The 21,193-nt window shown below is 48.1% G+C and carries 20 protein-coding genes and 6 tRNA genes; 4 read left to right on the top strand and 22 right to left on the bottom strand.

The genetic code is table 11. From position 1 onward, the window contains the following. Window positions 1–17: 17 nt before the first annotated feature. From ACFVS2_RS34055 to ACFVS2_RS34080, 6 genes are all read right to left on the bottom strand, one after another. Window positions 18–93 (bottom strand) — tRNA-Lys (locus ACFVS2_RS34055). 40 nt (window positions 94–133) lie between these two features. Next, window positions 134–210, bottom strand: a tRNA-Asp gene (locus tag ACFVS2_RS34060). Between the two features lie 5 nt (window positions 211–215). Further along, window positions 216–292 (bottom strand) — tRNA-Met (locus ACFVS2_RS34065). Window positions 293–370: 78 nt separating this feature from the next. Further along, window positions 371–446, bottom strand: a tRNA-Val gene (locus ACFVS2_RS34070). 33 nt (window positions 447–479) lie between these two features. After that, window positions 480–553: transfer RNA gene (locus ACFVS2_RS34075), tRNA-Glu, on the bottom strand. A gap of 16 nt (window positions 554–569) precedes the next feature. Further along, a tRNA-Ser gene (locus ACFVS2_RS34080) sits at window positions 570–662 on the bottom strand. Between the two features lie 756 nt (window positions 663–1,418). Here ACFVS2_RS34080 and ACFVS2_RS34085 point away from each other — a divergent pair. Next, window positions 1,419–1,850 (top strand): GNAT family N-acetyltransferase, encoded by a 432-nt coding sequence (locus ACFVS2_RS34085; RefSeq protein WP_390241041.1) that lies wholly within the window; start codon window positions 1,419–1,421, stop codon window positions 1,848–1,850. Here the strand turns inward: ACFVS2_RS34085 and ACFVS2_RS34090 are convergent. From ACFVS2_RS34090 to ACFVS2_RS34120, 7 genes are all read right to left on the bottom strand, one after another. Beyond that, the gene (locus ACFVS2_RS34090) at window positions 1,845–2,612 is read right to left on the bottom strand and encodes a type III pantothenate kinase (protein ID WP_088910223.1); all 768 of its coding nucleotides are present in this window, start codon (window positions 2,610–2,612) and stop codon (window positions 1,845–1,847) included. The two genes, ACFVS2_RS34085 and ACFVS2_RS34090, sit on opposite strands and share 6 nt — an antisense overlap. 12 nt (window positions 2,613–2,624) lie before the next feature. After that, on the bottom strand, window positions 2,625–3,473 hold the full coding sequence (gene nadC, locus ACFVS2_RS34095; RefSeq protein WP_173620723.1) for a carboxylating nicotinate-nucleotide diphosphorylase: 849 nt from the start codon (window positions 3,471–3,473) through the stop codon (window positions 2,625–2,627). Next, window positions 3,460–5,082: an L-aspartate oxidase gene (nadB, locus tag ACFVS2_RS34100; RefSeq protein WP_390241044.1), complete on the bottom strand. Its 1,623-nt coding sequence runs from the start codon at window positions 5,080–5,082 to the stop codon at window positions 3,460–3,462. Before nadB ends, nadC begins: the two co-directional genes overlap by 14 nt. A 114-nt stretch (window positions 5,083–5,196) precedes the next feature. Further along, window positions 5,197–5,622, bottom strand: coding sequence for a Fur family transcriptional regulator (locus tag ACFVS2_RS34105; RefSeq protein WP_016740938.1), 426 nt, complete (start codon window positions 5,620–5,622; stop codon window positions 5,197–5,199). Window positions 5,623–5,661: 39 nt separating this feature from the next. Further along, a complete protein-coding gene (locus ACFVS2_RS34110) occupies window positions 5,662–6,501 on the bottom strand; it encodes a metal ABC transporter permease (protein ID WP_007729939.1) in 840 nt (279 codons plus the stop codon). Between the two features lie 35 nt (window positions 6,502–6,536). Continuing rightward, window positions 6,537–7,307: a metal ABC transporter ATP-binding protein gene (locus tag ACFVS2_RS34115; RefSeq protein WP_007729940.1), complete on the bottom strand. Its 771-nt coding sequence runs from the start codon at window positions 7,305–7,307 to the stop codon at window positions 6,537–6,539. Between the two features lie 132 nt (window positions 7,308–7,439). Beyond that, window positions 7,440–8,420 (bottom strand): metal ABC transporter substrate-binding protein, encoded by a 981-nt coding sequence (locus tag ACFVS2_RS34120; RefSeq protein ID WP_390241047.1) that lies wholly within the window; start codon window positions 8,418–8,420, stop codon window positions 7,440–7,442. Window positions 8,421–8,612: 192 nt separating this feature from the next. Here ACFVS2_RS34120 and ACFVS2_RS34125 point away from each other — a divergent pair, with 192 nt between their 5' ends. The 3 genes from ACFVS2_RS34125 (at window position 8,613) to ACFVS2_RS34135 (ending at window position 10,849) form a co-directional block, all read left to right on the top strand. Further along, window positions 8,613–9,107 carry a PCYCGC domain-containing protein gene (locus tag ACFVS2_RS34125; RefSeq protein ID WP_376899298.1) on the top strand — a complete coding sequence of 165 codons (495 nt, stop codon included), beginning with the start codon at window positions 8,613–8,615 and terminating at the stop codon, window positions 9,105–9,107. 111 nt (window positions 9,108–9,218) lie between these two features. After that, window positions 9,219–9,554 (top strand): PadR family transcriptional regulator, encoded by a 336-nt coding sequence (locus ACFVS2_RS34130; RefSeq protein WP_007729943.1) that lies wholly within the window; start codon window positions 9,219–9,221, stop codon window positions 9,552–9,554. Further along, window positions 9,551–10,849 carry an FtsW/RodA/SpoVE family cell cycle protein gene (locus tag ACFVS2_RS34135; RefSeq protein WP_390241050.1) on the top strand — a complete coding sequence of 433 codons (1,299 nt, stop codon included), beginning with the start codon at window positions 9,551–9,553 and terminating at the stop codon, window positions 10,847–10,849. Before ACFVS2_RS34130 ends, ACFVS2_RS34135 begins: the two co-directional genes overlap by 4 nt. 61 nt (window positions 10,850–10,910) lie before the next feature. On the opposite strand, the gene nadA is transcribed toward ACFVS2_RS34135, so the two are convergent. The 9 genes from nadA to ACFVS2_RS34180 all read right to left on the bottom strand — a co-directional run bounded on the left by nadA (window position 10,911) and on the right by ACFVS2_RS34180 (window position 21,186). Continuing rightward, window positions 10,911–11,855 carry a quinolinate synthase NadA gene (nadA, locus tag ACFVS2_RS34140; RefSeq protein ID WP_173620731.1) on the bottom strand — a complete coding sequence of 315 codons (945 nt, stop codon included), beginning with the start codon at window positions 11,853–11,855 and terminating at the stop codon, window positions 10,911–10,913. A gap of 88 nt (window positions 11,856–11,943) precedes the next feature. Next, window positions 11,944–12,696: an alpha/beta hydrolase gene (locus ACFVS2_RS34145; protein ID WP_390241053.1), complete on the bottom strand. Its 753-nt coding sequence runs from the start codon at window positions 12,694–12,696 to the stop codon at window positions 11,944–11,946. A 27-nt stretch (window positions 12,697–12,723) separates the two neighbouring features. Further along, window positions 12,724–14,799: an AraC family transcriptional regulator gene (locus ACFVS2_RS34150; protein WP_390241055.1), complete on the bottom strand. Its 2,076-nt coding sequence runs from the start codon at window positions 14,797–14,799 to the stop codon at window positions 12,724–12,726. 4 nt (window positions 14,800–14,803) lie between these two features. Beyond that, complete coding sequence (locus ACFVS2_RS34155) at window positions 14,804–15,673, bottom strand: HAD family hydrolase (RefSeq protein WP_390241057.1); 870 nt, start codon at window positions 15,671–15,673, stop codon at window positions 14,804–14,806. A gap of 342 nt (window positions 15,674–16,015) precedes the next feature. Next, on the bottom strand, window positions 16,016–17,974 hold the full coding sequence (ftsH, locus tag ACFVS2_RS34160) for an ATP-dependent zinc metalloprotease FtsH (protein ID WP_390241059.1): 1,959 nt from the start codon (window positions 17,972–17,974) through the stop codon (window positions 16,016–16,018). 69 nt (window positions 17,975–18,043) lie between these two features. Then, a complete protein-coding gene (hpt, locus tag ACFVS2_RS34165) occupies window positions 18,044–18,583 on the bottom strand; it encodes a hypoxanthine phosphoribosyltransferase (RefSeq protein WP_007729960.1) in 540 nt (179 codons plus the stop codon). Continuing rightward, window positions 18,580–20,007 carry a tRNA lysidine(34) synthetase TilS gene (tilS, locus tag ACFVS2_RS34170; RefSeq protein WP_390241063.1) on the bottom strand — a complete coding sequence of 476 codons (1,428 nt, stop codon included), beginning with the start codon at window positions 20,005–20,007 and terminating at the stop codon, window positions 18,580–18,582. Before tilS ends, hpt begins: the two co-directional genes overlap by 4 nt. Beyond that, window positions 19,979–20,431 carry a threonine/serine exporter family protein gene (locus ACFVS2_RS34175; protein ID WP_173620737.1) on the bottom strand — a complete coding sequence of 151 codons (453 nt, stop codon included), beginning with the start codon at window positions 20,429–20,431 and terminating at the stop codon, window positions 19,979–19,981. The genes tilS and ACFVS2_RS34175 overlap by 29 nt, the downstream gene beginning before the upstream one ends. A gap of 5 nt (window positions 20,432–20,436) precedes the next feature. After that, window positions 20,437–21,186 carry a threonine/serine exporter family protein gene (locus tag ACFVS2_RS34180; RefSeq protein WP_173620738.1) on the bottom strand — a complete coding sequence of 250 codons (750 nt, stop codon included), beginning with the start codon at window positions 21,184–21,186 and terminating at the stop codon, window positions 20,437–20,439. Window positions 21,187–21,193 lie beyond the last annotated feature (7 nt).

A 21,193-nucleotide genomic window follows, 5' to 3' on the forward strand; every position in this document is an offset into this window, starting at 1 on the left:
TCTCTTGTTTTAAAAACTGGTGAGCCATGAAGGACTCGAACCTTCGACCCTCTGATTAAAAGTCAGATGCTCTACCAACTGAGCTAATGGCTCTCACTATATTTATCGCTATTTCAAACCATTAAGGTTGAAATGGCGGAGCTGACGGGACTCGAACCCGCGACCTCCGGTGTGACAGACCGGCGTGAACTCCAACTTCACCACAGCTCCATATTTGGTTGCGGGAGCAGGATTTGAACCTGCGACCTTCGGGTTATGAGCCCGACGAGCTACCGAGCTGCTCCATCCCGCGATAGTCAGGACGACTGAGTGTCAGTGTTGCCACAGGACGTGGCGCTTTTAGCTGACCTTCCTTGTCCATTATTATAAGTGGTGGAGGCTGACGGGATCGAACCGCCGACCCTCTGCTTGTAAGGCAGATGCTCTCCCAGCTGAGCTAAGCCTCCAGGACCCCTGCACTTGCAGGGCGTTTTGCTAGGTGACCCGTAGGGGATTCGAACCCCTGTATGACAGCGTGAAAGGCTGCTGTGTTAAACCGCTTCACCAACGGGCCATTTCTAAGAAAGTGATGGCGGATGGAGTGGGATTTGAACCCACGAGACGGTTCGACACCGCCTACACGATTTCCAATCGTGCTCCTTCGGCCGCTCGGACATCCATCCGTATATTTGAAGTGGATCAAAGTGATCCGCTTGTTTGCCTTTCAGAATTCATATGTTAGCATGCATTCATCTGAAACGCAAGAACTTTTTTAAAGAAATTTAAAAAGTTCAATGTGACATAACTTTTCTGCTAGGCACAATAGCCATTGTAGCGCGTGGAGCATGTGCTGTCAACGAAAAGTAATGAAAATCTCAACTTTTTTCTCTGTCCCCATCCACAGATGTGAATTACGTACATATCATTTCCTGTCAGCAGCAATGTTACTCGCCGAATACCACTCTTTTTGTCGAGCCAGCTCGTATCTACACTAACAAGAGAACTCACCATACGGATGCTGAAATGGTATAATTTAACTTGAGACAAGACTGGCGGTGGAAGACCACGGCACAGCTTCCTGTAAAGGGGGTGATGCTGATGGTCTCGCTCGGCACGCTTTACCTTTTCCTAAAAGTACTGGCAACCTTGCTAAGCCTCTGGTTTAGCAGCAGGAAGCTCTACCGATGGATAAGAAAGTGGCGTAACAAGCGAAAACCCACCGCCTAAGGTTGACCGCCTGACGGTGGGTTCGCTGTTTTTGTAATCATGCGCGCCGTGGGTGTGCCACAGCTTCTTGTCTCAGGAGCCTTGCCGCTGCAACGGTATTGGCTCCTTTATTTATATGTCGGATCATCAATATCTCTACCAGTAGTTTAACACCCTTTTTCCATTCCATACAACATTAGCAACGATTTACAAGTAGAAAGGATTTGAATTGGATGACCTCAATTCGTCTAGCTACTCCTCAAAACATTCCTGCTGTCTGTACGATTGATGCAATGGTGCTCGGTTCAACCAGTCGTTCATCTGAACTTAAAGAAGCCATCGAGCAAGAGCATTGCTACTTGGCGTTAATCGACATGAATATCGTCGGTTTTGCCATCATCAATCAATCGTTTTTTAAGAACAGCTTTATTCATCTAATCATTGTTCACCCACACTATCAGAACCAAGGGGTTGGCGAGGAGATGATGCGCTATCTGGAAACAATCTCCCCTACGGAGAAGTTGTTCACTTCTACTAACCTTTCCAACGAAAAAATGCAACGTCTCTGTCTAAAGCTCGGATACGCTCATTGCGGAACTCTGACTCACTTAGATCCAGATGATCCTGAAATGTTTTTCTGCAAATACGTTCGCCATCCACTATGATTGATTCCGCTCATAGATCAAACGAAGTCCTTTTAGCGTTAGATTCTGATCTACGACATGGATACAAGAGGTCTCATTCGCAAAAAGTGCTGCCAGCCCTCCCGTAGCAACTACGGTAGGTCGCGTACCGTATTCATCCATGATTCTACGTACAATGCCTTCGACCTGACCGACGAACCCATAGAAAATGCCGGACTGCATGGCCGCTATCGTATTACGACCGACTACACTTGCAGGCTTGGCGATTTCGATTCGCGGCAGCTTGGCAGCACGAGTGAAGAGTGCCTCAGTCGATATTCCAATGCCGGGAGCAATCGCCCCTCCCCAATACTGCGCCCGCTCGTCCACATAGCAAAAGGTCGTCGCCGTACCAAAATCGACAACAATGAGTGGCGCACCATAATGATGAATCGCAGCAACAGCGTTCACGATTCGATCGGAACCTACCTCTCGCGGATACTCATACTTGATGTTCAGTCCCGTCTTGATACCCGGCCCGATAATCAGCGCTTTTTGTTGCATGTACTTCCCGCACATGCGTTCAATCGTGAGGTTTAAAGGCGGCACGACAGACGAGATAATTACACCTCTAACCTGTTCAAAACCAAGCCCCACACTACCAAACAAGCTTTTGACGAGCATGCCGTACTCGTCTTCCGTTTTGTTACGATCTGTGGACACTCTCCAATGGTGTTGGAGCTCGTCGCCTTCATACAAGCCCAACACAATATTGGAATTGCCTATATCGATCACCAATAACATCGTGGTCGCTCCTTACCGCTTGCGTGTATTCAGATCGAGGCTGATATCAAACGCTTTGACAGAATGAGTTAGCGCCCCTACCGAAATGATATCTACGCCTGTTTTTGCAATGTCACCAATCGTCTCCAGACTCACACCGCCAGATGCCTCAACAATGGCCCGTCCATTGATATACTGCACGGCTTCCACCATTTGATCGAGGGACATATTGTCGAGCATGATCGTATCTGCACCTGCTGCCAATGCTTCCTGAACCTGTTCGAACGATTCAGCCTCTACCTCTACTGTCATCGTATGAGGAATAACCGCGCGTGCCGCTGCGACAGCCTGCGCGATACCGCCCGCTCCTTTGATATGATTGTCCTTGATCATCACGGCATCATACAAGGCAAAACGGTGATTGTAGCCTCCCCCGACTCGAACCGCGTACTTTTCCAAAGCTCTAAGGCCTGGCGTCGTCTTTCTCGTATCAACAACCCGTGCTTTCGTCCCTGCGACGGCCGTTGCGTATTCACTCGTTTTCGTGGCAATCCCAGACAGACGTTGCATTAAGTTAAGTGCAAGCCGCTCCCCGCTCAAAATCGAACGAACCGAGCCGCTGACTTCGGCGATCTGTTGACCAACCTCCACTCGTGCTCCTTCTTCTACTTTTGCCTCAAAAACGAGGGTAGAATCAACCGTGGCAAATACTTGCTCTGCAATCGGCAAGCCTGCCACAACTCCCGCTTCCTTCGCATATAAAATGCCGACACCCTGCTCCGATTCAGGAATCGTGCTCATTGTCGTCACATCACCAAATCCTACGTCTTCCTGTAGCCATTCCTCTATTTTTCGCTGAAGCTCCCGTTTATTCCACATCATGCTTCTCACACTCCTCTTGGACACCATCTTCTACGGACTGGATCAAATGCTTACGCCACAGCAAGTCGTCTTTATTCGGAAAATCAGTACGATAATGCCCACCTCTGCTTTCTTCCCGCAAAAGTGCCGCTCTCGTTGTCAGGACGGCAACATTCAGCAGATTGAAGAATTCAAACGTTTCCAGGCTCTTAGGCTTGTACTGGTAGTATTGCTCCATTCGCGCAAGCTCTGTTAATGCTTTCGTTAATCCTTTATCGTCGCGCTTCACACTAACATGCCGCAGCATGAGCTTTTGCATTTTCAATCGTTGTTCACGTGTATTGAACGTTTGGGGCAGTTTTTGCTTGGAAACAACCTGGAAGGGATGAATGCTCGGCAAATCAGCCAGCTGCTTGATCCGCTCCGCGATCCGGTGACCAAATACAACTGCTTCCGATAACGAGTTGCTGGCCAGTCGATTTGCTCCATGTACCCCCGTGCAGGATGCTTCCCCGCATGCAAAAAGCCGCTTCGTCGAGGTCTCGCCGTTCAAGTCAGTCTGGACCCCACCCATAATATAATGGCAAGCAGGAGCTACTGGAATCCAATCTGTCACCATATTGAGCCCGTATTGTAAGCAAAAATTATAAATCGTCGGAAAACGCCGCTTAATAAGTTCCTCTGATTCATGAGTAATGTCAAGATACACAAACGTAGACTTCGTCTGTTCCATCTCAGAGACAATCGCCCGGGCGACAATATCACGCGGCGCCAGCTCTTTTTGCGGATGGTACTTGTCCATGAAGCGATCACCATTGCCGTTACGCAAAATGGCACCTTCCCCACGAACGGCTTCCGAAATCAAAAAGCGCGGGGCTCCCGGATAGTAAAGCGCAGTCGGATGAAACTGGATAAATTCCACATCTTTAATGCGAGCACCCGCCCGATACGCGATGCCGATTCCATCTGCCGTAGCGATTTGCGGATTCGTCGTGTAACGGTAAAGCTGACCTGCTCCCCCTGTAGCCAGCACCGTTGCTTTGGCCTCCAGAAAAAACAGTTCGCCATCCGGCTTCCGCACGAGGACACCCACGCATTCGCCATCCTGCGTGATGACATCTACTGCAAAATGATACTCTAAAACCTGAATGTTTGGCTGCTCCTTCACACGCTTGGACAAAGCGCGGACGATCTCTGCCCCAGTGGCATCTCCGTTCGCATGCAAAATACGTCGTTTGCTATGCGCGCCTTCCTGTGTCAGCTCGTACTGCCCTTGTTCATCACGATCAAATTCCGTTCCATATGCAATCAGTTCATGCAAGCGATCAGGGCCTTCATGCACCAGGACTTCCACAGCGTTATACGAGCAAAGACCTGCTCCAGCGATTAACGTATCCTGTCGATGAAGGGCAGGAGAATCTGATTGGGCTGTTACAGCAGCGATTCCTCCCTGAGCCCAGCGTGTGTTACTATCATCGAGTCCCTTCTTGCTGATCAACACCACATCCGCATACTCACTCGTTTGCAACGCCGTATACAACCCAGCAATTCCTGCTCCAATAACAGCTACATCTGCCCTCTTCCGAGGTAAGGTGTGCAAATCAAAGTCCACAATATAACGGGGAATCATGACTGTGTCCCTTCTCTCTTGTAACTGATGATTTTCCACCATTATAGCAAATACACGCTTGAAGGAGATGCAAAAAAAGAGCGCCCGCAAAAGCGAGCACTCCCCTCTATCCGATTAATTCGAATGCGTTACACATTCCTTACATGTGCCATATACCTCGAACTTGTGCCCCGTCACCTGAAACTCTTCCGGTACTGCGGAAATGATATTCATCGGACATCCTGGCAAAGAAGAAGTCTTTCCACATTCTGTACAAATCACATGGTGATGATGGTGTCCATCTGTCGAACAAGCCAAGCGGAATCTACCTTCTCCGTCCAGCTCCGTCTCTTCCAGAATCCCTAGCTCAACAAAAGTGGAAATGTTGCGATAGACGGTATCGAAGCTGAGTGTTGGATACTGCTCCTTGATTCTCTCCATAATATCTTTGGCAGACAGGTATCGCTTCTCAGCCGCGCAGATTCGAATCATCTCCTCCCGCTTGCCGGTATACTTGAAACCATGTTCTTTCAATATTTGCAGCGCTTCTTCTACTTTCATCGACAAACACTCCTTCCTTTTGTCATATCCGGATAACTCTTACCGGAAAGCGACCCGCAGCTTCTTTACACCTAATACAACCAGCATAACCAGTACTGCCATCAGTACAATTGTACCACCAGATGCCCAATCAAGGAGATAGGCAAAATACAAACCGCTCAACACGGAAAACTCCGCGAACAAAATCGACAAGAAAATCGTTTGACGAAAGCTTTTCGCGATTTGCAGACTGGCAGCCACCGGAAGGGTAATCAGCGCCGAGATTAACAGGACACCGACTATACGCATAGAAGCTGCAATCGTCAGAGCGACGAGCACCATGAACCACAGGTTGATCGAACGCCTTGCCACGCCGGAGACGCGAGCAAATTCCTCGTCGAAGGAGACCGCGAAAAGCTCCTTGTAAATCAACAAAACTGTCCCTAAAACGACAACTGCCACACCAATCAGCGCATACAAGTCTTCGATGGACACTGTTACGATTTTTCCGAACAAGTACGAATACAAGTCTGCATTAAAACCGTCTGCGATACTGATCAATACCGTAAACAGCCCAAGCCCCGCGGACAAAATAATCGGAATCGCCAAATCTTGATACGCTTTGTACACCTTACGCAGCCGCTCGATGAACAACGAACCAATCACCGCAAACAACATCCCGAAAAACAGCGGATTGACTGCGGAGAAGAAGGCGACCTTTTTGGAAATGAGCATCCCGGCAGCTACACCGGACAGCGTCACGTGTGACAAGCCATCTGCCATCATCGACAAGCGACGAACAATGAGAAACGTGCCCAAAATAGGGCAGATCAGACCAATTAAAATCCCTGAAAACAGGGTATACCGCAAAAAATCATACTGCCACCAATCAGCAAGCATGTGCATATTCCTTCTTTCTTACCTATTTACAAAGCTTAATGATGATGAGACAGCAGTCTGACCGAATCACCGTACATACTCTGCAAGATTTTTTCTTGGTTATGCTCAAAATCGTGCGCCGTTCCGTGGAAGTGAATCTTCTTCTGCACACAAGCCACCTTGGTCACCCATTGCGACATGACTCCCACATCGTGGCTGACGATCATCATCGTCAATCCGTTCTCTTCCTTCAGCGAACGAAGCAAGCTGTAAAATTGATCGATCGATTCCTGATCGACCCCGACTGTTGGCTCATCGAGGATCAACAGCTCCGGTTCAGCTACGAGAGCTCGTGCTATAAATACGCGCTGCAATTGCCCGCCGGACAAGTTGCCGATTCGTTGATCCAGCTTTTCCAACAAGCCGACACGCTCCACCGCAGCTCGTACACTCTCATGATGCTGTTTCGTCAGTCTGCGAAAAAGGCCCACTTTACCGACCAATCCAGATGACACGACTTCTCGCACCGTCGCCGGAAATCCACCCGCCCCATGCGCGACCTGTTGAGCGACGTATCCAATGCGATTCCATTCACGAAACTTGGATAGTGGTTGCCCGAACAGCTCCACTGTCCCTTTGTTTGGCGTCAACAGACCCAAAATCAGCTTCATCAGCGTAGATTTTCCTGATCCATTCGGCCCGACGATTCCCACAAAGTCTCCGCGTTCCAGTGTGAATTCAACCTCATCGAGAACCTGTTTGTCTTCATATTGAAAGGAGACGCCTGTGAGCTTAATAACAGGCACCTCTTGTTTATTTGGTTCCATGAAATATCCATCCCTTAAATCGGATTTGTTCTTATTTGATTCTCTTCATCGTACTACGATTTTGCCCGAACCACAAGCATCCTACTAACGAAAAAATGCCGCCTGGCAAGCGACATCTTTTCTAAGGAAAGCTTATTGGAGTGCAGTCTTTAATGTATTCATATTGTCACGCATGATGGACAAGTAATCACGGCCTGCCTTTACATCGTCTTCCGTCAAACCTTCCAACGGATTGAGCGTAGCCGTCTTCACGCCAGCTTCCTTCGCAATCACTTCCGCTACCTTTGGAGAAACCAGCGTCTCGAACAGCACATACGAAATGTTATGTTCTTTTATATGCTCCACCAAGCTCTTCAACTCAGCCGTGGATGGCTCATCAGAAGGATTGACCCCAGAGATCGATACTTGCTCCAGCCCGTAGCGTTTTGCCATATAGCTGAATGCGCTATGAGAAACCATGAATTCTTTCTTCGGTGCTTGCGTAACCATATCTTTGAACTCTTTATCCAGCTGCTCCAGGTCTGTTGCTAGTTGTGTGTAGTTCTTTTCGTAATCAGCAGCGTGCGTTTGATCCTTTTGCACGAGCGTATTTTTGACCTTCTCTGCCTGTGCCTTCAGTTGCATCGGATCGAGCCATACGTGAGGGTCCAGATCCCCGTGGTCATGCCCAGCTTCTTCTGCGTGACCTTCTTCTGTGTGTCCTTCTCCTTCATGCTCATGCTCAACTGCACTAATCAGCTCGAGACCTTCCGTCGCATTAACGATCGTTGTCTTGTTTTTGTCGAGGTTGGTTACAGCCTTCTCTACCCACAGCTCCAAACCACTGCCGTTATAGGCGAAGATATCTGCTCCGGACAGAGCGACCATGTCTTTTGCAGTTGGCTCGAAATCATGAGGCTCTACGCCAGCGGGAACCAGATTCGTTACCTCAACGTGTTCACCGCCGATTCGCTTCGCTACATATTCCAAGGGATAAATAGTCGTGTATACTTTTGGCTTCCCGGACGCGTTACTGCCAGTTTGCGGAGTACCAGCCGTTTCATTCGCTGCTCCACATCCCACCAGCCCCACTGCCGTAATGAAACTGAGGGCTGCCAACATAGCTCTTTTCATCTATATTTCCTCCTACTCCAATTCAAAATGATTCCGATTTACGTTCTCGTCGTTTTTCATTATACGGAGAGGCGCCCAAAAAGTAAATAGGATTTATTCCGATTTAAATGTCATAAGTGTTCATCTTCTCTCCCAGCTTCACAATTTCTCCATCTCATTATGATAAAATAACTGGCAGGAGGTATGTCCAAGATGAAACGTAACTCATGGTTAGCCATTACTTTTATCACCGCAGCTCTGCTTACTGCCGGCTGTGGCTCTACTGATCAAGCTGAACAGAATCATAGCGATCACACACAGCACGCCCCCAATGGTGATTTGCAGGAATTGACTGCTTCCGCTGATCAGCTACCGAAATTTTTAGACAACCAAGACCCTGTCATTATTGGATCCTACAAAGTTGCTGCGGCAAACCGTGAGCTGCTCAAATCCATTCCATGCTATTGTGGTTGTGGTGAAAGTGCTGGACACGGGCATAACGGCAACTGCTTCATCAAAGAAGAAAAGTCTGATGGCTCCATCGTCTGGGATGACCACGGCACTCGTTGCGGCGTATGCATGGAAATCGCCGTTATTTCCGGCAAGATGAAAGAAGAAGGCAAATCTACAAAAGAAATTCGTAACTACATAGATCAAACCTATGGGCAAGGCTACGGAAAACCAACTCCTACCCCAATGCCTTCCTAGACACATATAACAAGACTTCCTGACGAGGAAGTCTTTCTTTTTTCCCTTTTATGGAATAGAATGATACATAGATATTCGAGGTATCGAAATCCGAGGTATAAGGAGGTAGCTATGGCAGTTAACAAAGAGTTGATGAAAGGTAGTACGGTCATTCTCATTCTTACCTTGCTGGAACAAAAGGCGATGTACGGCTATGAGATGATCAAGACGATGGAAACTAGCTCGAACGGTGTGCTGTCTCTCAAGGAAGGCACCCTCTATCCCATTCTCCATACCCTTGAGTCTGAAGGAAAAGTCGAGGCGTTTTGGAGCGAAGGTGAAGGAGAGCGAAAACGCAAATATTATCAAATCACCCGCGAAGGCAAGAAGCATCTCAAAGAGAAAAAACAGGAGTGGGAATCTTTTCGTACCGCTGTTGACTCCGTGTTGGGAGGACAGCCTACATGATCGAAAACAAGCGAATTGCGCATTACATAAAAGAAGTTTGCGGCCAGATTAAGAATAAAGAGGTTCATCCAGCCATTACACTAGAGTTGGAGAATCATTTCGCCGAAAAAATCGAGGATTATCGTGAGGCTGGATATGGAGAAGATGAAGCGACTCGGATTGCGGTTGCGGAGATGGGTGATCCTGTCGATGTAGGGCGGTATCTGCATCAGGCGCATAAGCCGCGGATGGAGTGGGGGATTCTTGCCATCGTCGGAATCCTACTCGGGGTTGGTCTGTTAGTATTGTATTCCCTACAAATTGCGCAAGATGAACAAAAATGGCTGGAAAGGCAGGTCAATGGGATTTTGATCGGTGCTGTCGCCTTGGTGGCGATTCTCTTTTCTGATTACAGTAATTTGAAGCGCTACAGTCGACTCTTGTATGTCGCTACGCTACTCTTATTACTTTTTACGCTGTCTTTCGGGGGCACCGTGAATAATATCCCTCATTTAGACATCCGAGTTGAAGAGCTCAACGTATTCTATATCAGCCCGTTCCTGCTCATTGTCGCCATCGCAGGAATTTTCACCGAGTGGAAGGAAAACGGACGCTTTACAATTATGAAAGCAATCGCATTATTTATGCCACCGTGCTACCTTCTTCTTTCCGTACACCAAGAATATTCCATTATTATGTTTTTCATTGGCTACGTCACACTTTTGATCGCTTTTCAAGCCAACTGGCGTGCTGTTTTGAGCTTTCTGGGGATGTCACTTTTCATCATCATCGGGAAGTATTACCTGTTTGCTACACAGCAAGAGTTGGATCGCTTTTTCTATTTCTTGAACCCCTACAGCGATTCAACCGGAAAAGGATATCAAACCATTCAGTCCATGGAAACGATTCAATCCGCAGGCTTGTGGGGACATGGCTTTGGTTCCACTATGGACACTCTCCCCGCCCTAGAGTCCAACTATATTTTTGTCTACTTAGTCCACAGTTTGGGGCTGATAGCCGGAGCATCCATTTTTATCTTGGGTATTGTCCTGTTGGTTCGCTTACTCCTTACGATTAAGCAGGTAAAGGATTTGTACGGTTCCATGCTGTTATCAGGGATAACGACACTTTTTTTCACTCCATTTTTTTGGAGTATTTTCATGACAATGGGTCTGGTCCCATACGCAAATGTCTATCTTCCTTTGGTCAGTTACGGGAACGGCATCACACAGCTCGTTTTGCAGATGGCATTGATTGGACTCGTCCTGAACATTTACCGCCGAAAGGACATCCAGCCTTTGATCAAAGCCTCCTAATAGAAAAAGGGAGTAAAGCCCCTACGCTCTACTCCCTTTTTGCATTTTATCAGACTGCTCCTTAAGCAGGCGCTACCGCAAGCATGCGCTCCAACGAAGCACGTGCCGCATCAGCAACATCTGTTGGCACAAAAATCTCCGGCTTCATATTCTCCAGCGCCTCGACGCACTTCTTCAGGTTGTTCACCTTCATATTCGGGCAAACGAGGTACTTGGAAGCGAAAATGAACGTTTTGTCCGGGCTGTCCTTTTCCAGCATGTAGCGTGTGCCGTCTTCCGTTCCGATAATAAACTCTTTGTGCGAAGACTCACGGCAGTATTTCAAAATTCCGGTCGTGGAACCAACGTAGTCAGCCAGGGATACCACTTCTGGGCGGCACTCCGGATGAACGACAACCACAGCGTCTGGGTGCTGCTGCTTCAACGTCATAATATCTTCTACAGACAGTTGGTCATGCGTATTGCAGTACCCTTCCCAAATAATCATTTTCTTGTCCGTGAATTGGGATACATAGTGGCCGAGGTTTTTGTCCGGCACCCAAATGATCTCATCACTGTCGATCGACTCGATCACGCGCTTCGCGTTGGACGACGTACAGCAGATGTAAGTTTCTGCTTTGACATCCGCAGAAGTATTGATGTAAGCCACTACTTTTGCATTTGGATGCTGTGCTTTGAGCTTGCGGAGCCCGTCTACGTTCACCATGTCCGCCATCGGACAGCCAGCCCGTTCATCGGGAATAATGACGGTCTTCTGGGGATTGAGAATTTTTGCACTTTCTCCCATAAAGTGAACCCCACAGAACAAAATCACATCGGCATCCGTTTCTTTCGCTTTCTGTGCCAACCCAAAGGAATCCCCAATGAAGTCAGCGACCTCCTGAATCTCGGGACGTTGATAAAAGTGAGCAAGAATGATGGCATTACGCTCTTTCTTCAACTGTAGCAGTCGTTCACGTAACTCAGCGTTGCGCTGGGCTTTTTTTTCTAACGCTAAAGCGTCCATGGAAAAAATCCCCCTACGGTGGTGTCATAATTTACGGTCATTGTAAGCGTATAACCTCACCTTGTCAACGTGGTACGGCTGAACGAATTTATTCCTCTTGGAACAACCATTGCAGTGCTTCTGGTACGTATTGCACACCTAAGTCAAACGAGTGGAAGTTGCTCTCATAAATTACCTGTTGGATTGAGTCCTCCTGAAAACCATTTTGCAGCAAATATTGATAAACTCTCTTGCTATTCGGTACCATCCATTGCTGTCCGTTCGTTCGACCGGAGCCCTCCTCGTGACCCAAATTCATGTAAAGGCGCTGGCCTGTATCACGAATGGTGAGCTGCTCGATCCAATCTACGATCCCCGGGAACCAGAAGGAGCCGGAAAAGCTGCCCACCCGTCCAAAAACATCAGGATAGCGTAACCCTGTGTAGACAGAAATGAGTCCCCCAAAGGAAAAACCCATGATCCCGGTGTGCTCTCGATCCTGTAATGTGCGGTATTTACTGTCGATGTGCGGCTTCAATTCATTGGCGAGAAAATCGGCATAAACAGAAGCGTTCCCACCAAACTGCTTGCCGGATTCCGGCTCAAAAATATTCGGCGACACAAACGGCGTATACTCATCATTTCGGTCGAACGATTCGATACCGACAAATAGCAAGCCTGGCAATTGATTTGTCGCCGTTAATTCTCTACTCTTCTGAAGAACATCACTTTCCTTCGGGTCAATCAAATCACCGTCATCCTGCAAATAGACAACGGCGTAACGCTCTTCGCTTTGGTAATAGCCCTCAGGTAAATAGATCGTGAGCTTGCGATTTTGGAACTGCTCCACGATAGGCTGCATTGGCACTTCCTCCTCCTCTCAAAAGCTTTAGTTGGTGGACATATATTCGAGAACCTTATTCGTCGCATACTTGATCGCCAATGGTCCTTTCGTGCTGATCGACACATCCAGCGGGAACACATGCTTTTCTTTTACGGCTTTTAACGATTGCCACACTTTGCTTTGATTTAGCTCCGCCATCGTTGTATCCACTCTGTTCGCATGATCGACCACGAAAATATAATCTGGATTAAGCACCGTGACACCCTCCAGTGAAATCACATCGCCCTCCAGCTTGTACTGCCCCGGAGACTTCAGTCCCAAGCCAGTTTCTTGGTCATACGCATACGAAACGTCATTGTCGTCCAGTACATAAAAGGTGCTTCCGTCACCTGTTGCCCGTAAAAACGTTAAGGATTTGTCTTTATGCTTGGCCAATTTCTTCCTGGCTTCACCCATTAACGTCTGTAAATTCGTAATGTAGTCTTCGGCCAATTGCTCTTTGCCGATCAGCTTGGCGTATTCGCGGAGCGTTTCCGTCCAGCTCCGGTCCTCCGTATTGTTAATCATGGCTACCGGCGAAATGCTGCTTAAATCTGCGTATACTTCGTTGTGTGTCCCGGAGAACGCGACAATCAAATCTGGATTCAGGTCTGCCATCATCTCTAGATTCGGCGTCCTCACTTCCCCGATATCTTTTACCGTTGCTGTACTCGCGTATGGCTTCAACGTTTCAAAAGTAGTCAGCATGCGATCAGCGAGTGTAGACGCAATCGGTGGTGTTTCCAACGCAAAAAAGTATTCCATCATCCCGAAATGAGTCACGACGATGCGTTTCGGCTCTTTGGGAATCACCACTTCTTTTCCGAGTGCATCCACATACGTTCGCGGCCATTGTTGCTCTGTTGGTTGTGAAGTCGCCTCTGTCCCCGAATTCGCAACAGGTGTAACATGCTGCGTTCCACTACTTCCCGTTGTTGTACCTGAACATGCACTAAGTAACAAAGCAAGCCCCAGCATGAGCTTGTGCATTTTTCCTTTCACGTCTATTCCCCTATCCTTTTGAGAATGATTTTCAACGACAATCAGATTGTATGTTTCATTCGATAGGGAGACAAGGGCTGATCTTAGCCTTTTCATAGGATATTCTGAGCCTTCACCAACGTACAATGCTTGCTCCTTGAATTGTCCTGGGGTCAGACCCGTATGTTTTTTGAAGGCTCTGATGAAATAGGAGAAATCCGTATACCCGACACCTTCCGCCACTTCCTGAAGCGTGGCATCCGTACGAACCAACAAGTCCTTTGCCTTTTCGAGTCGCACACCAATCAAATAATCGATCGGACTATGACCCGTCTGACGCTTGAACTGCTTCGACAAGTATGGAATGCTGTAATTCAACGTCTGAGCGATTGCCTCCAGCGTGATCGGTTCCGCATAGTGTTTATGAATGTATTGCTTCGCAAGGAAAACGAGATCATGTTGGGTAATCCCCGCTTCTTGCTCATCCATCTGATCAAGTAGCTCGCAAACAAACAGATGGAACCATCCTTTGGCCCGCAATTGCCTCAAATCATCTTCATCCCCGTTGTTCCAAACAGACCGTAGATGATCCAGCTTGTCCAACAGAGTGATAGGCTGCTGCGGCACAATAGAATAGGGAGACAAAAACCAGTTGCGAGATTCCAGGAGATTCATGATTTCCTGACGACTTGGCAACGGAATCATTGCTTTATAGAAAATGATGTAGGATTCCCATTCGTTATCCGTAACGCTTACATTGAGAGTCAGCCCTTTGCCCCCATGTATCACATGAAAAGTATGGACCGGGTACATCACATCATTGAGCTGCACGACTGCTCGTCCTCGAACCGTAAACAAAAATACGCTGGCCGGGAGCTGATAAGCCGTTATTTTTTCTCCTGGCTGCACGATTTGATGACGTACATCCAATACTTTCACGGATGCATGGTTCCACAAAATCATGAGCTCTTTGCGCATCATCGTTGCCATCACTCCCCACTTGCCAATATGTATACGGTCATTATAATTGATAATAATTCTCAATAACAATGAGAAAAAAGCAGAAACCGGCTTGTACATACGCAGTTTCTGCTGTTTCATTCTCTTACTCGCCTTTTTCCCCGAGAACACGCTCCCGAATAAAGCGGGCTACGCCTTCCTCATTATGGTGCGGGGCGATATATTTGGCCACCTGCTTGATTTCGTCAGAAGCGTTTTCCATCGCGACGGAATATCCTGCGCCTGTTAATGCCTCACGATCATTTTCTGCATCGCCAAATGCCATGACTTTCTCTGGGGAGATTCCCCATTTCTCACAGAAGTATTGAAGCCCTTCCCATTTGGAAACCCCTTGAGGAATTACCTCGACGTTCTGCTTGCCGGATGAAGTGATGGTCACTTGCTCGCTCCATGGCTTCAGCTGCGCTTTCACCCACTCCAGACGATCCGGGTCATGATGCCAGATGAAGAACTTGACGATTTCTACTTCCCTGGACTCCACTTTTTCCAACATCTCTGCCAATGGCACTACATGAGCGAGCCTGTAGTAAGGAAAATTCAAGATCGAGAACCCTTCCACTGATGCGTCCTCACTCAAGGTCGCTTCCAAACGTTCACGGTCTTCTTTGATCATCCAGCGATTGCTGTTAGTATCATGAAGCTCATAATAAATCGTTTCTTGCCTCAGTGCATGGATCGCACCAATTACCATCTCAGTAGGAAGGAGCGATCGACGGACCAGCGTACCATCCCCTTCGAAAACAGCGGCCCCATTGCTACAGACATACCCGTCAAAAGGAAAGGAATCGATCGGAATTTGAGCGGAGCCATACATCCTGCCCGTAGACAAAACGAGTTTGCAGCCTTCCTGTTGCAATTGGCGAAGTGCTTCTTTCGTTCCTTCTGTCAGCTTTGATTCGTGAGTCAGTAAGGTTCCATCCATGTCAAATGCAGCCATGCCTGGTGTAAGCAACATATCCAATCCCTCTCATTCGCTTTGGAGTTGAGTCACTATAGTGGAGGAGAAGAAAAAGCACAGTTTTCTTCGACTCTGACACGCCAGCAGGGGGATTCACTGGCCATCTCCACTTAAAAAAGGGGACCGTCGAGCCAAAGCCACCCTACGGGCGGAAGTTTCTCAAGGAAGAAGTGTTCGACAAGCGTGGTCCCCTTTTTTAAGTTCCGACTAGGTAGTCGTTGTCAAGGTCTACGAACCCTGTGCTTTTTCTTCTCACTAGCTTTATTGGTTCATCGTTACCTTTTAAACACTTAACCTAATACTTTCCGATATTGCAAAAAAGGGCACCTGAGGCGCCCCTTATTGTTTCGGTTCTTCGTTTGTATCTTCTTGCTTTGGTTCTTCTTTTACTTCTTCTTTTACTTCTTCCAGCTTCGGTTGAATGTTCACGACCACATCTTTATTTGCATCTGGATCGTTATCCATTTTACCTGTTTCGATCAATTGCTTGATCTGCTCAGCATCGAGAGTCTCTACACGGAGCAGCGTGTTCGCAATCAGATCGAGCTGATCACGGTGCGTCGTCAGCAATTCGGTACACTTCGAGTAGCACTCGTTGATAATATTTTGCATTTCCTGATCGATCTCGTACGCAATCTGATCGGAGTAGTTACGCTCATTGCCATAGTCGCGGCCCAGGAATACCTGTCCTTGACTCTTACCGAACTGCATAGGACCGAGCTTGCTCATTCCGTATTCGGTAATCATGCTGCGAGCGATAGCAGTCGCACGTTGGAAGTCATTATGTGCGCCGGTACTAATGTCCCCAAGCACTATTTCCTCCGCAACACGTCCACCCAACAGACCGACGATTTTGTCGAGCAAGTCTGTTTTGGTAGCAAAGAAACGGTCTTCTTTCGGCAGCATCACTGTGTATCCGCCAGCTTGGCCACGCGGAATGATTGTTACCTTATGTACCATTTCTGCATTTCTCAGGTGGTATCCGATGATCGTATGACCAGCTTCGTGGAAGGCAACCAGACGGCGTTCGTCTTCGCTCACTACGCGAGACTTCTTCGCTGGACCTGCAATCACGCGGTCAATCGCTTCATCTACTTCCGTCATGTTGATTTGCTTTTTGTTTCTGCGGGCAGTCAAGAGAGCCGCTTCGTTCAGCAAGTTCTCCAAATCTGCGCCAGTGAAGCCCGATGTACCACGAGCAATCACTTCCAGCTTCACGTCTTCACCAATCGGCTTGTTGCGGGCATGAACCTTGAGCACCGCTTCACGACCTTTGATATCAGGACGGTCAACTGTAATTTGACGGTCAAAACGTCCCGGACGCAAGAGAGCTGGGTCGAGAATGTCAGGTCGGTTGGTCGCAGCAATCATGATGATACCTTCGTTTCCACCAAAACCGTCCATCTCTACGAGCAACTGGTTGAGAGTTTGCTCGCGTTCGTCGTGGCCGCCGCCGAGTCCAGCTCCGCGTTGACGACCCACGGCGTCAATCTCGTCAATAAAGATAATGCAAGGAGCATTTTTCTTTGCATTTTCAAACAGGTCACGTACGCGGGATGCACCCACCCCAACGAACATTTCCACGAAGTCAGAACCGGAGATACTGAAGAACGGTACACCAGCTTCGCCTGCAACAGCGCGAGCGAGCAAGGTTTTACCTGTACCCGGAGGTCCTACGAGCAGTACCCCTTTTGGAATACGAGCGCCAACCGCATTGAACTTACGATTGTCTTTCAGGAAGTCAACGACTTCCTCCAGCTCCGCCTTTTCTTCGTCTGCTCCTGCTACATCGTCAAATGTAACGCGTTTCTTCTCTTCGTTGTAAAGCTTCGCGCGGCTTTTACCGAAGTTCATTACTCGGCTTCCGCCACCTTGCGCGTTGTTCAGAAGAAAGAAAAACAGGATGAAGATGATGACAAAAGGAATGATAGAGGTCAAGAACGTGAGCCAAATGCTATTGCCCTCCGCAGGATTGAACGCTACATTCTTCATCTTTTGTGCATCGATTTTCTCTTCGACTAGCTTAACAACATCTGAGTCATACAAAGGAACATTGGTAAAAAATTTGTTGCTTTCCTGTCCCGGAATAGCTTTTGCCAACGTACCCTCGACCCTGTAAGTACCATTCTCTGGTCGAAGCGCCAACTCAGTGACGTTGTCAGCTTTTAGCTGTACCCGGAATTCCTGATATGTAAGTTTCCCAACCTTATCAGTACCGGAGAGGATGAAATTCACGATCCCGACCGTGACAAGAAAAATCAGTAGGTAGAACCCGGTATTACGAAAAAAGCGATTCATTCCTTACCTCCTCTCACGAACAGACACTTTTCACATTTTATCATAGAAAGCACGGTCTCCACAACAAACCTACTTTGTGTAGACCTCAGGTTTCAATACGCCGATATAAGGCAAGTTACGATAATGCTCGGAGTAATCCAAGCCGTATCCCACAACGAATTCGTCTGGAACATCGTATCCCTTATAGTCCGGTGAAATATCCACCTTGCGACGCTCTGGTTTGTTCAAGAGAGTCACCACTTTTACGGAAGCAGCTTCCCGATGGCGCAACAGCTCTACCAAGCGGCTCAGCGTCAGACCGCTGTCCATGATGTCTTCTACAACCAGCACGTGTCTGTTTTGCACAGATGTATCGAGATCCTTCAAGATTTTCACCATGCCAGAGGACTCTGTTCCACTTCCGTAGCTGGAAACAGCCATGAAATCCATTTCGCACGGAATATCCATGTGACGGATCAGATCAGCCATGAAAACGACTGCGCCTTTCAGCACGCAGATGACCAACGGATTTTTATCCTTGTATTCTGCAGCCAGCGTCTTGCCTAATTCTTGAACTTTTACCGCAATATCCTCTTCTGATAGCAAAATCTTCTCGATGTCTTGATTCATGAAAAAACCTCCCGCCAATCTTCTCCAAACTCTACCCGCACGTGTAGAAAACGCCTGGTCTGTCCATTGACAGGCGCTACGGCGGAACGGCGCACACCTGGTACCAAAATCACCTCATCGCCCGCCGTCAAAAGCGGAAGTTTGTCACGCCATGCTCGCGGAAATTTGGCATCAATCAATAAATCCTTCAGCTTCTTTCCATCTGCTGAGCCAAACAGGGTGATGCGGTCTCCAGGTTTTCGGTTACGCAAATACAGCGATCCTAGCAACTGATCGGCATCAAAAACCGCTTCATTCGCCGGGAGTCGCTCCCAATCCATGGGACCTTCCAGGTAAGTAATATGTACCGTGGCCTTGCTCTCGTCGATCCAGGTTACACCAGGAACGGCGAGCTCGTAACTATACGTATGTATGCGATCCTGTCGCTTCCTACGACGAAAAATGATTCGCTCGTACACCCGGTCGACTACCAGGTCATTCGGCAAATGCAATTCCGCAGAAGGGCGACTTCCCCCTAGCATGTGCAAAACGGTCTCCACATGTTGCGAAGACCATTCGGTATGTTTTGAGAGATAACTTAATATTAGAGTAATCATTCTCCTTTGTAAAGCAACGTCACAAGTTTGAAACTTGTCATTGTCCATCAAAAATGCTTCTGTTTTTTTCTCAATGGTTACCTCTTTCAACTGCTCCCGTGCCAGCCTCATTAAAAGCGCTTCGTCCTGACGGATTGCCTCCGCAGTAGCCAAGATATGCTCTCGATACTTGTCATTCACTTTTTCCAATAAAGGCATGACATCCAGACGCAGCAAATTGCGCGTATACTTGCGCGATTGGTTGCTGCTATCCTCACGGGGGACGAGTTGATGTTCCCGACAGTAGCCTTCCAGTTCTTGACGCGTTTTATGCAAGAGCGGACGCACGAGCTCAATCGGGCAATCCGCAAGCATTCTTCGCTTCGGCATCCCTGTCAGTCCATGCAACCTGCTGCCTCGCACAAAACGAAAGAGAATCGTTTCTACCTGATCGTCAGCATGATGGGCCAATGCCAGCTTGGTCGCGCCTTTCGCCAGACCTACCTCTCGATACAGCCGATAGCGAATGTCGCGACTTGCTTCTTGCCCGCCCAGTCCCGTTTTCTCCATATAAGCGGGAACGTCATACTCAAACAGGTGGAAAGCCACGCCGAGTTCACGACACAGCTCTTCTGCATAGAGCGCGTCCTGCCTTGCTTCTTCCCCACGAAAGCCGTGGTTCAGATGGACAGCATGCAGCTTCCAATTATATTGGTATTGTTTATTGAGAGAAGCCAATATATGCAACAGTGCGGTAGAATCGTTGCCGCCGGAAATTCCGACAACAATGGTCTCACCTGGAAGCAAAAGCCCCTCGGACTCAATCTCGTTGCGCACGATTGCCAGCATAGCGGGCTCCTTTCCAAATCGTCAGAACCGAAATTCCAAATATAAGTCCAGAAGCAATCGCGCCGGCTACCATCAATGTTTTGGTCGCCTGAGTAATCCCTCCGACATAATCATTATTCACGAAGGCAAGCATGGCTTTGTAAGCCAACGATCCCGGTACCAGTGGAATAATGCCAGCGACGCTAAAATTCGTAGAAGGAACTCGCAGTATAATAGATAAGAGCTGACTGAGCAAAGAGACAGCAGCAGCTGAAACAAACGTCGACAACAATACCTCAGCACCGTAGATAGGAAGAATCGAGTAGACGAGAAAACCGACCATTCCAGCGAAACCACCCGCTACGATTGTTCGAACCGGCACATTGAACAGCACACACCACGCTACTGAAGAGGCGAAGCTAAGCGCCAATCCTTGTAACAACATCGTACTCACCTCGTAAACGAAAGAATAATGGCTGTGGCTACCGCTACGGAGACAGCCGTCAGCATGGCTTCTACTCCGCGTGAAACACCTGCAACCAAATCACCAGCCATCAAATCCCGAAGCGAGTTGGTGATGGCGATCCCCGGGAACAACGGAAGCATCGCACCAATAATGATGATGCTCAAATGCAGCTGCGGAAATATCGTCACGCTCAACAAGGCGAAAAGCCCCCCTAGTAAAGCGGCGGAGAACTCCGTAAAAAACTTCATCCGGACAAACTGTTCTAAATATTCCTGGCTCAGGTTCACAATCAACCCGGCCATCGCAGAAGGAATCAGACTGCCCCAATCTCCCCCTGCAAGCATAGAAAAGGAGCCACTGGCTGTAGCCGCTGCTAAATGCTGCAACCATTTCGGATAGATCTGCTTTTTCTGATCGATCTCACGCAGCGTCCGATAGGCTTGCTCCAAATTAATTTTCCCACTGACAAACTGTCGGGAAACATCATTCACGAGCGTAATTTTATTGAGGTTGGTCGTACGTTTGGGGGTACGAACCATTCTTGTATGATCCAGTCCACTACAACGAAAGGACAGGATGATGCTCGTAGGCGTAGCCGAGCTGTTGACGTCATCCATCCCCGCAGCCTTCGCAATCAATGCCATTGTCTCTTCCGTCCGGTATGTCTCTCCACCGTTTTTCAATATTATCGAGCCTGCCAACAAGCAAGTATCCATCACCAAATCTGAGGACACGAACCGT

The organism is Brevibacillus sp. NPDC058079, assembly GCF_042885155.1.
Classification (GTDB): Bacteria; Bacillota; Bacilli; order Brevibacillales; family Brevibacillaceae; genus Brevibacillus.

Coding starts and splice junctions, on each gene's coding strand:
- ACFVS2_RS34150 (WP_390241055.1), bottom strand. CDS start 14,799: ATGAAACAGCAGAAACTGCGTATGTACAAGCCGGTTTCTGCTTTTTTC.
- ACFVS2_RS34145 (WP_390241053.1), bottom strand. CDS start 12,696: ATGCAGCCTATCGTGGAGCAGTTCCAAAATCGCAAGCTCACGATCTAT.
- ftsH (WP_390241059.1), bottom strand. CDS start 17,974: ATGAATCGCTTTTTTCGTAATACCGGGTTCTACCTACTGATTTTTCTT.
- ACFVS2_RS34130 (WP_007729943.1), top strand. CDS start 9,219: ATGGCAGTTAACAAAGAGTTGATGAAAGGTAGTACGGTCATTCTCATT.
- ACFVS2_RS34125 (WP_376899298.1), top strand. CDS start 8,613: ATGAAACGTAACTCATGGTTAGCCATTACTTTTATCACCGCAGCTCTG.
- nadB (WP_390241044.1), bottom strand. CDS start 5,082: ATGATTCCCCGTTATATTGTGGACTTTGATTTGCACACCTTACCTCGG.
- ACFVS2_RS34135 (WP_390241050.1), top strand. CDS start 9,551: ATGATCGAAAACAAGCGAATTGCGCATTACATAAAAGAAGTTTGCGGC.
- hpt (WP_007729960.1), bottom strand. CDS start 18,583: ATGAATCAAGACATCGAGAAGATTTTGCTATCAGAAGAGGATATTGCG.
- tilS (WP_390241063.1), bottom strand. CDS start 20,007: ATGCTGGCAATCGTGCGCAACGAGATTGAGTCCGAGGGGCTTTTGCTT.
- ACFVS2_RS34155 (WP_390241057.1), bottom strand. CDS start 15,673: ATGTTGCTTACACCAGGCATGGCTGCATTTGACATGGATGGAACCTTA.
- ACFVS2_RS34120 (WP_390241047.1), bottom strand. CDS start 8,420: ATGAAAAGAGCTATGTTGGCAGCCCTCAGTTTCATTACGGCAGTGGGG.
- nadC (WP_173620723.1), bottom strand. CDS start 3,473: ATGATGTGGAATAAACGGGAGCTTCAGCGAAAAATAGAGGAATGGCTA.
- ACFVS2_RS34175 (WP_173620737.1), bottom strand. CDS start 20,431: ATGTTGTTACAAGGATTGGCGCTTAGCTTCGCCTCTTCAGTAGCGTGG.
- ACFVS2_RS34105 (WP_016740938.1), bottom strand. CDS start 5,622: ATGAAAGTAGAAGAAGCGCTGCAAATATTGAAAGAACATGGTTTCAAG.
- ACFVS2_RS34090 (WP_088910223.1), bottom strand. CDS start 2,612: ATGTTATTGGTGATCGATATAGGCAATTCCAATATTGTGTTGGGCTTG.
- ACFVS2_RS34115 (WP_007729940.1), bottom strand. CDS start 7,307: ATGGAACCAAATAAACAAGAGGTGCCTGTTATTAAGCTCACAGGCGTC.
- nadA (WP_173620731.1), bottom strand. CDS start 11,855: ATGGACGCTTTAGCGTTAGAAAAAAAAGCCCAGCGCAACGCTGAGTTA.
- ACFVS2_RS34110 (WP_007729939.1), bottom strand. CDS start 6,501: ATGCTTGCTGATTGGTGGCAGTATGATTTTTTGCGGTATACCCTGTTT.
- ACFVS2_RS34085 (WP_390241041.1), top strand. CDS start 1,419: ATGACCTCAATTCGTCTAGCTACTCCTCAAAACATTCCTGCTGTCTGT.